At 41.6% G+C, this 13,038-nt stretch carries 7 protein-coding genes and 1 pseudogene; 3 read left to right on the top strand and 5 right to left on the bottom strand.

Annotated elements, in window-relative coordinates; translation table 11 throughout:
* Positions 1 to 324: 324 nt before the first annotated feature.
* Positions 325 to 2,856 carry an ATP-dependent Clp protease ATP-binding subunit gene (locus FC093_RS12970; protein WP_137262220.1) on the bottom strand — a complete coding sequence of 844 codons (2,532 nt, stop codon included), beginning with the start codon at positions 2,854 to 2,856 and terminating at the stop codon, positions 325 to 327.
* Positions 2,857 to 2,971: 115 nt separating this feature from the next.
* Between FC093_RS12970 and FC093_RS12965 the strand changes: the two genes are divergently transcribed.
* Positions 2,972 to 3,349: an STAS domain-containing protein gene (locus FC093_RS12965; protein WP_137262219.1), complete on the top strand. Its 378-nt coding sequence runs from the start codon at positions 2,972 to 2,974 to the stop codon at positions 3,347 to 3,349.
* Between the two features lie 385 nt (positions 3,350 to 3,734).
* Here the strand turns inward: FC093_RS12965 and FC093_RS12960 are convergent, their stop codons facing one another.
* Together FC093_RS12960 and smc are read right to left on the bottom strand one after the other, a co-directional pair.
* Positions 3,735 to 4,178: a hypothetical protein gene (locus tag FC093_RS12960; RefSeq protein ID WP_137262218.1), complete on the bottom strand. Its 444-nt coding sequence runs from the start codon at positions 4,176 to 4,178 to the stop codon at positions 3,735 to 3,737.
* Between the two features lie 2 nt (positions 4,179 to 4,180).
* The gene (gene smc / locus FC093_RS12955; RefSeq protein WP_240743290.1) at positions 4,181 to 7,720 is read right to left on the bottom strand and encodes a chromosome segregation protein SMC; all 3,540 of its coding nucleotides are present in this window, start codon (positions 7,718 to 7,720) and stop codon (positions 4,181 to 4,183) included.
* Between the two features lie 372 nt (positions 7,721 to 8,092).
* On the opposite strand from smc, the gene FC093_RS12950 reads away from it, so the two are divergent.
* Positions 8,093 to 8,515: a YybH family protein gene (locus tag FC093_RS12950; RefSeq protein ID WP_137262217.1), complete on the top strand. Its 423-nt coding sequence runs from the start codon at positions 8,093 to 8,095 to the stop codon at positions 8,513 to 8,515.
* A 50-nt stretch (positions 8,516 to 8,565) separates the two neighbouring features.
* Here FC093_RS12950 and lpdA read toward each other — a convergent pair whose 3' ends face one another.
* Positions 8,566 to 9,975 (bottom strand): dihydrolipoyl dehydrogenase, encoded by a 1,410-nt coding sequence (lpdA, locus tag FC093_RS12945; protein ID WP_137262216.1) that lies wholly within the window; start codon positions 9,973 to 9,975, stop codon positions 8,566 to 8,568.
* 288 nt (positions 9,976 to 10,263) lie between these two features.
* Here lpdA and mnmE point away from each other — a divergent pair, with 288 nt between their 5' ends.
* Positions 10,264 to 11,646, top strand: a complete 1,383-nt coding sequence (gene mnmE / locus FC093_RS12940; RefSeq protein ID WP_137262215.1) for a tRNA uridine-5-carboxymethylaminomethyl(34) synthesis GTPase MnmE — start codon at positions 10,264 to 10,266, stop codon at positions 11,644 to 11,646.
* 258 nt (positions 11,647 to 11,904) lie between these two features.
* Here mnmE and FC093_RS12935 read toward each other — a convergent pair.
* A pseudogene (locus FC093_RS12935) lies at positions 11,905 to 13,019 on the bottom strand (IS3 family transposase).
* Between the last annotated feature and the right edge of the window lie 19 nt (positions 13,020 to 13,038).

Here is a 13,038-nt window from a genome sequence, read left to right as displayed (position 1 = left end):
AAAAGGTGCAGGCAAGCCTATCCTTCAGCAATTGCCGCCAATAAGAACTTATTATTACTTACAACCTTGCGGCGGCTTTGTGCCGAAACTGTAGGTAGTAGCGAAATCAAAGCAAATGCAGAAAGTTGTATTTGCATTTCCTAACAATTATTTGCAACTGAAGGCATGAAACAGACTTCGCACAAAGCCGCCATTGAATTTAAAGTAGTGCAGCACCAAATTAGCGGCAATTGCGGAAGAACGGATGATATCTTGTCAATCTATTAGAGCACAAAACAAAAAAGCCGGTCAAAAACCGGCTTTTCTTTTATCAACTATTCCCATTTAAACATTTGCTTCTGCTTCTTTCTGGCGAAATTCAAATTTTATCTTTTGAGCTTCTTTATCCAGGTCAGCAATCAACACATCTCCGTTCTTCACGTTCATGTTCAGGATTTCTTCGGCCAAAGGATCTTCCAGGTATTTTTGGATGGCGCGGTGTAACGGACGCGCACCAAACTGAACATCATATCCTTTATCGGCAATAAAGTTCTTCGCGTCTTCTGTCAATTCAAGGCTGTAGCCAAGATTGTTCAAACGCTTAACCACACCTCTCATTAATATATCAATAATAGCAAAGATGTGTTCTTTAGTGAGCGAGTTGAAGATGACCACATCATCAATACGATTGAGGAATTCGGGTGAGAATGTGCGTTTCAGCGCTTTTTCTATCACCGCTTTATTGTTCTCATCTTGATTTTGAACGCGGCTTGCGGTAGCAAAACCAACACCATCGCCAAACTCTTTCAACTGACGTACACCAATGTTGGAAGTCATGATGATAAGGGTATTCTTAAAGTCAATCTTTCTGCCTAAACCATCGGTTAAAATACCATCATCCAACACTTGCAAGAGAATGTTGTAAATATCCGGATGTGCTTTTTCTATTTCATCCAACAGGATAACGCTGTATGGTTTGCGGCGAACTTTCTCTGTTAACTGACCACCTTCTTCGTAGCCAACATAGCCGGGAGGCGCACCTACTAAACGGCTTACAGTAAATTTTTCCATGTACTCACTCATGTCTATGCGAATGAGCGCATCTTCACTGTCGAACATGTAGCGGGCTAATGCACGCGCCAACTCTGTTTTACCTACGCCGGTTGGTCCCAGGAAAATAAAGGTACCGATTGGCTTTTTAGGATCCTTTAAACCTACCCTGTTACGCTGGATGGCTTTTACCACTTTGCTGATGGCATCCTCCTGACCAACCACCATAGCTGCCATGTCTTCGCTCATTTTACGGAGCTTTTCTGTTTCAGCCTGTACCATACGTTTTACAGGGATGCCGGTCATCATACTTACCACTTCGGCAATGGCTTCTTCATCTATCGGGTAGCGTTTGTGCTTGCTTTCTTCTTCCCAAATGTTTTTGGCTCTTTCCAGTTCTTCACCCAGGCGTTTTTCATTGTCGCGCAATGCAGCAGCTTCTTCAAAACGCTGACTTTTTACTACTTTGTTCTTTTCAAGCTTAATTTCTTCTATCTTCTTTTCCAGATCCAGAATGTTTTGGGGCACATTGATGTTTTTCAGGTGCACTCTGGCGCCTACTTCATCCAGCACATCTATTGCTTTATCGGGCAACAAACGGTCGGTCATATAGCGGTCGCTCAACTTTACGCAGGCATCTATTGCTTCATCGTTATAAATAACATTGTGATAGTCTTCATACTTCGATTTGATATTATTCAATATCATAATCGTTTCTTCTACGCTTGGCGGATCAACCATTACTTTCTGGAAACGACGGTCTAAGGCGCCATCTTTTTCAATGTATTGGCGGTATTCATCCAACGTAGATGCACCAATGCACTGCAACTCACCTCTTGCCAATGCGGGTTTGAAAATATTGCTGGCATCCAATGAGCCACTGGCACCACCGGCACCTACTATCGTGTGTATTTCATCTATAAACAAAATCACATCGCGGTTCTTTTCCAGCTCATTCATAATAGCTTTCATGCGCTCTTCAAACTGACCGCGGTACTTTGTACCAGCCACCAAAGCTGCCAGGTCAAGACTAATCACGCGCTTATCGAACAATACGCGGCTTACTTTGCGCTGTACAATTCGCAGTGCCAGGCCTTCTACGATGGCGGTTTTGCCTACACCCGGCTCACCAATGAGTATTGGGTTGTTTTTTTTACGGCGCGAAAGAATTTGTGAAACACGTTCAATTTCTTCCTCACGGCCTACAATCGGGTCAAGTGAGCCGGACTCTGCCAATTTGGTAATGTCGCGACCAAAGTTGTCCAAAACCGGTGTTTTACTCTTGGCATTGCTTTGCTTACTGCTGCGCTGCTGCGAAGAAAAGCTGCCTTTCTTTTCATCATCAAAATCGTCATCATCATTCTCGGTGTATTCGCTGCGCGGCTCACCACTGCGTACTACGCCAATTTCGTTGCGGAAAATATCATAATCCACATCAAACTGACCCAAAATTTGGGTAGCGATATTTTCCCTGTTTTTAAGAATAGATAACATTAAATGTTCTGTTTCTACCAACGGGCTTTTGAGCGCCTTCGCCTCCAAAACGGTTACCCGTATTACTTTTTCTGCCTGTTTGGTAAGCGGCAAGCTATTGATGTTAGCGATATTTTTTCCTGTTTTATCTTTTACCGCAAGCTCTACCTCTTTGCGGAGTTCGTACAAGTCAACATTGAGTTGTTTTAAAACTTTTATGGCTGTATTTTCTCCTTCTCTTATCAAACCCAATAGCAGATGTTCTGTGCCAATGAAATCATTCCCCAGCCTCAGCGCCTCTTCCCTGCTGAATGAAATAATTTCCTTAACCTGAGCTGAAAAATTATTATCCATGATTTTTAAATTGAGTTACAAGTATAACGAATATTTTTGAGCTAAACTCAGCACCAATCCGTTAATTACGTTAAAATACGATTTAATTACTATTTCAAAATACGATTAAACACTTATGAATTTCAAAATTGATACCAAGGAAAAATTTACGGTAATTACGCCGGAAACGGATTGTTTAGATGCCAATATAGCAGGTGAATTGTGGAAAACCGCCACAATGCGCCTCGCCGAACCTCCGCATAATGTAATAGTTAATCTGCGCCACGTGAAAAAAGCGGATACCGATGCGGTAAATGATTTGACAGGTTTGCAAAAGCACTTTTACGATAACAATGCTTCTTTTGTGATTTGTGAAGTGACAAAGGAAATAATGCCCCAGTTTGAAAATGAAGATCTGCCGGATGTACTAAATATTACCCCTACCGAAAGTGAAGCATGGGACATTGTGCAAATGGATGAAATAGAGCGCGAACTGATGAATGGAATGGAATAAAAAAAAATTTATTTTCCTTTTAAACCTTTCCCTTTTTGCAATATCTATGAATTGTTGTGAGTGTAAAAATGGTTTTAAGTTACAATAATTTTTGCAGCAGGGGTTAAAATAAGGTGCGCCGCGGATGCGGGCACCTTTATTTTTTCTTACAATTACAGATTGTAGGGATGATTTGCTGCTTATGCTCAAGCATCCTCTTTCAGATGTACACGGATGAAACACATTTTTTACGGTAATCACTGACACAAATGGTTATTTCTGCCAGTCACACCGAAGCATTCGCTTCTAAGCCTTCCACAATATGCAATGCTTTCATTTGAGGTAAATTACAGTTGAGCGGACGCTCATAAAAACCTGACACAAAAAGACGCTGGCACCAGTAATCTTAATCATCATATTTTCTTCGCTTTGGCCTATTTTCCCTGCCTTCCAGTTCTTCTATTAGTGCTTCGGGCGTTGGATTGCTGGTTAAAGCGGCTGCTATCTGGTACAATCCTATAAACACGGCAAGGAATGCCAGCAATTCTTTCCACCGTATCCAATAGCCCCACCAACTGTACACACTCGCATCGGAAGGATCGCCGGTGTTGTAAATAATATCTACCTTTTGACCTTCCTTATATGTTTTAAACAGATAATCTGCCTTAACAATATACTGTTGATGAAGAAAAATAAAAAAAGCAACCGGCTCTATACGGTTGCTTGATGAATCTTTTACAAAATGAATAATGCCTTTGGTATAATCGCTGTCCTGAAAATCCGGCTCGCGCGTGTACAACACAAACAGCGGATAACAAACAATGAATAATATCGCTACAATTTTATACAAGCTTAATTGAGATTTCTAAAGTCAACAGGCACTAAACGACTTACTCCCGGCTCCTGCATGGTTACACCATAAATTACGTCAACCGTGCTCATGGTAGTTTTATTATGCGTAACAATAATGAACTGCGAATTTTGACTAAACTGCTTAATCATATTGGTAAATTTACCCACATTCGCATCATCGAGTGGTGCATCCACTTCGTCTAGGATACAAAAAGGTGCGGGCTTAATCAAATAAATAGCAAATAGCAAAGCTGTTGCGGTTAAGGTCTTTTCACCGCCGCTTAACTGGCTAATCGAAGATGGTCGTTTGCCTTTAGGCTTTGCCACAATATCAATGCCTGTCTCAGCTAAATTTTCAGGGTTTTCCAATATCATATCAGCCGTATCTTCCTCGGTAAATAAGGCTTTAAAAACACGCTGGAAATTTTCTCTTACCTGGTTGAAAGTATCTAAAAACTGCTGGTTGGCGCTGGCTTCCACTTCCTGGATAGTTTGGAGTAAACTATCTTTTGCGGAGGTCAAATCAGCCTTTTGTTCCAATATAAACTCATAGCGTTTTTTCATTTCGGTAAAAGCTTCCACTGCCGTAGGATTAATTTCACCAATATTTTCTAAGCGCTTGCGCATACGCTCGCTGGCTGCCGCTAACTCTTCCAATGGCGAAGTGGTATTGCGTGGCTCATCCAAAATAGCATCCAGTTCTACTTTAAATTCCACACTCAACCGTTCCTTCATACCGGCAAGTTGCAGTTTCAACTCATTCAGTTTATCTTTTACTGAATTCAATACCTGGTCGATGATTTCACGGCTTTTTACCTTTAACCGTAAAGCGCTTTCTTTATCCTGCAACTGGTTGCGAATGTTGTAATACGTTTTATTAGCAATACTCAACGCTTCTTCCGCTTCTTCTTTAGTATTTATTAGTTGTTGCAATACGCCTTCTGCATCCTGCAAGGCAGCTTCGTTTTCTCGTATGGTAATAACCGATTCTTCTAATTGCCTGCTGTTTGCCGCAATTTGCCCGTTTAGGTTTTGTAATTGATTTTGCTTGTAAGTCAGATCCTGCTTCAAAGAAGTCAGCTTGCTTTGTTGACGCATTAGCTGCATATTTATTTCGTTGTAATGCGCGGAAGCATAATTATACTCCTGCTCTGCTGAATGAAAGTTGTTTTCAGCTTGTTTCAAATTTGCAGTAAGTGCCTGCATTTTTTCATTTATCGTATGTAATTGTTCGCGGGTATCAGCAATATTATCCTGCACATCTGTCAATCGTTCTTCGGTATCTGCAATTCTATTTTGCGCCTGTTGCTGGGCTGCCTGTAGATTTTCTATTTTATTTTTTGTTGCAAATACATTATTGGTAAGCTGGTTAATTTCGTTTTGTGTTTGCTTAATAGCGCCCTCTTTCAATTGCTCGTTGTAAGCGACAACCTGATTATGCAAATCTTTAATTTCAATTTTTAATGCATTTACTACTGCATCCTGCAACACTATTTCATCGTGCAGTTTTTCCAGGTTTTTGGCGCGGCCAATTTTCTTTCCTTCAAATAGCCCAACGCTGCCACCAGATAAGGTATATTTTCCTTTTACATATTTACCATTCTTTTCCAATACCACTGCGCCGTTGCTGCTGGCAATCACCTCTTCATTATCGGCGATAAACACATTGGCTAATAAATACTCGGCAAGCTTTGCATAGCGGTCTTCTACTTCTATTACATCCAATGCTTTGAGTGTGCCTGCAGGCTGATGCGATTCTACATTCACTTCGTCCAACTTTTCCAGCATGAAAAAATTGGCTTTCCCTTTTTTATTATGATCGAGTAAATGAATGGCTTGCAAGCCTTCTTCCCAGTTATTTACTACATAATAATTGAGATAAGGTTCCAGCACATTTTCTACTGCGGTGCGGTATTCTTCCGCTACATAAATAATATCGGATAAAATAGGTGCGGTATGATTCCAGTTTTTGTTTTTGTGCAAAAACTTTACACTTTCCGGATAGCCTTCCATAGAATCTATAAGGCTCTTGAGCAAATCATGTTCGTTGCGCCGCGCATCTAATTTGCGACTTTCTTCAGCTAATTCATTGCGCAGCCTTTCAAGCCCTGCCTGCGCCTCAAAGATTTGTGATTTTGTTTTTTCGTGATGCTCCTGCAGTTCCTGTAGCAAATCGCGCTTGTCTTGCAGTACTGCTTCTTTTTCTTCCAGCTCGGTATGCAGTTGTACCAACTGGCGGCTGCGCTGTTGTTGTTCATCGGAAAGTTGCAAATGCTGACGTTGCAAATTTTGGATGGACGTATCGGCAACAGCAACTTTTTTCTCGGCTTCAAACTGGTTGCGCTGTAACTGCTGGTATTCGTTGCGGAGCACATTCAAGCTCTTTCTTTTTTCATCTACCACCGTACGCTTATCCTCAATCGTACCTTTTGCCAGTTGCACCCGCGCCTGCAGCTCATCTAATTTTTCCTCTTCATCTGCTGTTTGCAACTGCGTAACTTCAATAGCGCTGGTTAAACCTTTTAGCTGCCCTTCTGCCTTCTCTAAAAAATCTTTAATTGATGCTTGCTTCTCGCGCAAATATTGCAGCTTTTGAGTAGCTAAATTCTTCTCATTTTCTTTGCTTCTTACCCCTTGCACCAGCGTATTATACGCTTGCTGTTGCTGCTGTAACTGACTTTCTTTTTCGTTAAAACCAGCTTTATGTTTTTCTATTTCTGCCTCTTCTTTTTCAATCTCTGTTTCTATCTGCACGCGCTTGGCAGCTTCAGTTTCGCCTTTTTCCTGCAAATCTTTATATGTTACATTGAAGCCTTCTAATGCCGCTTTGGCATATTCAATAGAAACTTCTTTGTAATCTTTCTTTATCTCGTAATATTTCTCTGCTTTTTTAGCCTGGTTTTCTAAAGTTTTTAACTGATTATTTATTTCAAACAATAAATCTTCAATGCGGTTAATGTCCTGCTCGGTGGCTTCCAGCTTTGCTTTAGCCTCTTTTTTTCGTGTTTTATAAATGGTAATACCGGCTGCCTGTTCCAACATGCGGCGGCGGCTGCTTTCTTTATCTTTTATGATGTCATCCACCATTCCCAACTCAATAATAGCATAACTATCGGTACTTACGCCTGTATCCATAAACAGGTTGTGAATATCCTTTAAGCGACAGGACACATCGTTGAGGCGGTATTCGCTTTCCCCGTTTTTATAAAAGCGGCGGGTAATGGTTACGGTGGTAAACTCGGTAGGTAATAACTGCCTGGTATTTTCAAAAGTGAGACTTACTTCGGCAAGCCCGCTGGCGCTACGCGTTCTGCTGCCGTTGAAAACCAGCGCTTCCAGGTTTTCACTGCGCAAAGCGGAAATTTTTTGCTCGCCAATTACCCAGCGGATACTATCAATAATATTGCTTTTGCCACAGCCATTCGGGCCGATAATGCCGGTAATTCCCTCATCAAAATGAACAACCGTTTTATCGGCAAAACTTTTAAAGCCTTTAATCTCTAATGATTTTAAGCGCACTTTTTCTTTTAATTTTATCAACTGCGAACATACTGTAAAACGATAAAATGGATTGTTTAAATTGGAGTAAGGGGATTTTGGTGGTGAAAATTGGTAGAAAATTATGGAATTGCAGGCGGTTCGTCATTTCGCAGAGCTGCCGATACATTGCTGTTTTTACTTTGGGTTTTGCAGCAGCCTTGCATAAATCTGCAGATTGAATTTACCTGCAAGTAGCCATTAGGAATCAGTAATATTTGCATTACCGTTAATTTTACTACCATTCACAGATCATGCACAAAGCGCCGTATTTTGCAAGTAGTAATAAGTTATAAAAGGGCGGAATAGCGGTTTCGATATTTATAATTTAACTCGATGAAATTCCCTGTTTGTTAGTTTATGAAAACAAAAACTATGAAATACCTACTAGCTGCTTCAATGCTTTGCTTTTGTGTAATATGCCATGCACAATCCACCGATGAACAAGCCATACGAGCCGTAATGAACCAACAGGTAACGGCATGGAACAATGGCGATATTGAAAGCTTTATGCAAACGTATCTGAAGAGTGATTCCATTATGTTCATTGGTCATAATGGCATTACATATGGTTGGGACAGCACATTGGCGCATTATAAGAGAGGTTATCCCGATAGGGCAACGATGGGGAAGCTCACTTTTGAATTGAAGGAATTAAAACCGCTATGCGGGAATTACTATTTCGTAGTAGGAAAATTTATGTTAGAAAGAGAAAAGGGTAATGCAAGCGGGCATTTTGATTTATTGTTTAAAAAAGTGGCTGGCAAGTGGTATATCGTAAGTGATCATACTTCATAAAAAAAGTCCCGTTTTGAACGGGACTTTTTTTATAATTATAAGGTTAAAAACTAAATATCCGTAGCCTCCCCATACGCAACAGCAGTAGCTTCTTTCACTGCTTCGCTCATGGTCGGGTGCGGGTGAACGGCGTTGAGGATTTCGTGCGCGGTGGTTTCCAGTTTGCGGGCAACTACCACTTCGGCAATCATTTCGGTTACATTATTGCCAATCATGTGTGCACCGAGGAACTCGCCGTATTTCGCATCATAAATTACTTTTACAAAACCTTCGGTGGCACCGGCAGCCGTAGCTTTGCCGCTGGCACTAAATGGAAACTTACCCACTTTCACTTCAAAGCCAGCTTCCTTTGCTGCTTTCTCGGTAAGACCTACACTCGCAATTTCCGGTGTGCAATAGGTACAGCCGGGAATATTGGAATAATCCATTACATCGGGCTGGTGCGGGGCTTTCTTTTCGATATATCCAATATATTCGGCTGCATTAATGCCTTCTCTTGTGGCTTTATGGGCAAGCGCCTGGTGCGGTGTACAATCGCCAATAGCAAAAAAACCGGGCACATTGGTTTGCTGGTATTTATCTACCACAATTCTGCCCTTTTCTGTTTTTATGCCTAATTCTTCCAAGCCAATATTTTCAACATTCGCTACCACGCCTACTGCGCTCAACACGATATCAGCTTCCAGCGTTACGGTGCTGCCATCCTGCTTTTTTACCTGCGCCTTTACGCCATTGCCCGATATATCTACCGATTCAACAGTAGCATTGGTCATTATTTCGATGCCTTGCTTTTTGAATTGTTTTTCCAGTTCTTTTGAAATTTCTTCGTCTTCTACCGGCACAACACGCGGCATAAACTCAACGATGGTTACTTTGGTGCCCATGCTGTTGTACACATACGCAAATTCAACACCTATTGCGCCACTGCCTACCACAATCATGCTTTTAGGTTGTTGCGGCAACACCATGGCTTCGCGGTAGCCCACTACTTTTTTGCCATCTTGCTTTAGATTAGGCAACTCCCGACTGCGGCCACCGGTAGCGATAATGATATGTTTTGCTTCTACCGTTTGCTTTTTGCCGTCATTGGCGGTTACTTCAATCTTGCCTTTGCCGGTGAGTTTGCCATAGCCCATGATCACATCAATTTTGTTTTTGCGCATGAGATAGGCAACACCTTTATTCATTTTATCGGCAACACCGCGGCTGCGCTTAATCACTGCGCCAAAGTCGGGCTGACCGCCGGTTACATTAATACCATAATCGGTGCTGTGCTTGAAATAATCGTACACATTGGCACTTTTAATTAAGGCTTTAGTAGGTATGCAACCCCAATTGAGGCAAATGCCGCCGAGGCTTTCTTTTTCTATAATTGCTACTTTAAAACCAAGCTGTGAGGCACGGATGGCTGCCGGATAACCGCCGGGGCCACTGCCGAGGACTATAACGTCGTATGCCATAGAGGAGTGTTTTTTACAATGTTAAAGGTAATTACCTGCTGAAGTAATAATAATTATTACTTTTTTCAGGCAGCGAAATTAATTGTAAAGAGGGAAAGTATCAAAAGGGACTGGGATTGGGGATGGAAAGGATTACTGGGATAAAGGTTGGATATTGGACAGATAATATTGAATATTTAGGAAGACAAAACTGTTTAATGAAATTTCTAAAGTTTTATTCCTCTTTCAGAGAACAGGAACTCTGCTTTCCCCTTTAGGGAGTTAAGGGCTTCTTCTTATTTTTGGCGCATGTTAGGTAAATTAGCAGGGTGGGACGATACAATAGCAGCACTAGCCACACCGCAAGGTGTTGGCGCAATTGGCGTAATAAGAGTAAGCGGACCTAAAGCCATAGCCATTGTAAATGGATTATTTCCTTCAAAAGATTTGGAGGCAGCGCCTACACATACACTGCATGTTGGTTATTTGAAATATAACGATACCATTATTGATGAAGTGGTGATTGGATTATATAAAGCCCCACGCTCCTATACGGGAGAAGATGTGGTAGAAATATCTTGTCATGGATCTTATTTTATACAAAACAATATTTTGCAAATACTGGCGCAATGCGGCGCACGGGCAGCAAAACCAGGCGAATTTACGCAACGGGCCTTTTTAAATGGTAAATTGAATTTAGCCCAGGCGGAAGCAGTGGCAGACCTGATTGCAAGCAATACCGCTGCCAGCCGTAAAGCAGCATTGCATACTATGCGCGGTGGCTTTACAGAAGTCTTGAAAAATATAAGAGAAGAACTGCTTACATTCTCTGCATTAATTGAATTAGAGCTCGATTTTTCGGAGGAAGATGTGGAGTTTGCAGACAGAAGCAGATTGATGAATTTACTGGATGAAGCAGCATATAAAGTAAAGCAGTTATTACAATCTTTTATGCTGGGCAATGTAATAAAAAACGGCGTACAGGTAGCCATTATCGGCAAGCCAAATGCCGGTAAAAGCACCTTACTGAATGCATTGCTAAATGAAGAACGCGCAATAGTAAGTGAGATTGCCGGCACTACACGGGATACGATAGAAGAAACATTAAACATCAATGGCATTTTATTTAGACTCATTGACACTGCCGGCATCCGCGAGCATACATCGGATGTAATTGAAAGCGTAGGCGTGCAACGCAGTCTGCAAAAGATGCGCAGTGCTGATATTGTGCTGTATGTATTTGATGCTACCGCCATAAGTAAAGCGGAACTGCAACAAACATTAGCAACTATGCAAACAGAAGGCAGTAAAATAATCGCCGTTGCAAATAAGACAGACGAAGAAGGTGTGGATTATGCAACAAAGTTTACTGGTATTGCTGGTATAGTATTCATCTCTGCACGCTACCAGCGCAATATGGATGTGTTACAAGATGCTTTATATACATCAGTAGTAAATGACGAGGTTGGTACGCCCGAAACAATTGTAACCAACACGCGGCATGTAGCAGCACTGGAGAAAGTATTGCAATCTATTGTATTGATTAAAGATGGCTTTGCACAACGAACACCTTTGGATTTAATTACTTCTGATATCAGAGCTTGCTTGTATCATATTGGGGAGATCACCGGGGAGATCACGAATGAAGATCAGTTGGATTTTATTTTTAGTAAGTTCTGTATCGGAAAGTAGCCGATGCACTGTTTACGCAGTGTTTGTGGGGTTTACATTCATATACAGCTAATTATTCTTGCCTTTCTTTGCCTTTGTTCGCCATTTTGTTGTGACGATTCTGGTTACTAATTCAGTTTGTAACCATTTTAGCATGAAAAGGGAAATTGTCAGCTTCCCTTGTTTTAGAGCCAATAGAAATTAGAGTTTTCTAATTGTTAGATGGTCAAGTTTTGACCGCTTTATCCACTAAACGGCTCTCTTCAATTTGAGAGGGTTTTACGCTGTCGCCGTTTGTGGATAAAGCTGCTGCGTTTTCTCCTTGCAAGCTTCCATAAACTTTACGGGTGAGAGATAACTTAATGCTGAGTGCGGTCTTGATGGTTGTAATCTGCCCGCCACTCTTCACTCATAGCTCTTACATCTGTAAGACTGTAAAACAGGTAAGCATCCAGCAGTTCTTTTCTAATACTTCCGTTCTTTCTTTCAATATAAGCATTCTGCATGGGCTTGCCCGGTTGAATGTACTGTATCGTAATAGCATTCTTCTCACACCACTGCTGCAATTGATGGCTGATAAACTCAGGTCCGTTATCTGTTCTAATGGCAAGTGGTTTTCCTCTGTCTGTTATCAATCTTTCCAGCACCCGGATGACCCTTAAGGATGGCAGTGAGGTGTCCACTTCTATAGCCAGCGACTCCCGATTAAAGTCATCTATTACATTCAGGAGGCGGAACTTCCTGCCATCTACCAGGCTGTCACTCATAAAATCTATGCTCCACATCTCATTAGGTGCATTAGGCACTGTAAGTGGTTGTTTAATCCTGTCAGGCAGTCTTTTCTTTGCCCTTCTGCGTATGTTGAGCTTCATGCTCGTATACACTCTGTAGATGCGCTTATGGTTCCACTGGTATCTTGTCCCACAGCCGGTAGCAGCATTGCCAGTAGCCTATAGCTGCATGTTTATCCGGTGAGCTCCCTAAGGGCTGTCTGCACCTCGCTGTCATCTTTTATCTTCTTTTGTACTGGCAGGTAGTACGGGATATACCTACCAGTTTACACGCCTTTCGGTTACTAAGCTGCTCTTCTGTTACCAGGTACTGAACAGCTTCCCGTTTCACTTCAGACGTTATAACTTTTTTTCCAGTAGATGTTTCAGTGCACGGTTTTCAATGCTCATCTCTGCAAACATGCTTTTAAGCTGAGCATTTTCAGCTTCCAGTTCTTTAAGCCTTTTTACATCTGATGCTTCCATGCCGCCATATTTAGCTTTCCAGTTATAAAATGTTGCATCGCTGATGGATAACTCCCGGCATATATCTTTTACTGCTATGCCGCTTTCCTGTTTCTTAATAGCAGCCACTATCTGGCTTTCGGTAAACTTCCTTTTCATTGTGTATAAAATTTAAAGT

The organism is Ilyomonas limi (assembly GCF_005233845.1).
In the GTDB taxonomy this organism is placed as follows: domain Bacteria; phylum Bacteroidota; class Bacteroidia; order Chitinophagales; family Chitinophagaceae; genus Ilyomonas; species Ilyomonas limi.
The sequence above is the reverse complement of the archived record's forward strand: the minus strand, read 5'-3'. Positions and strand labels throughout refer to the sequence as shown.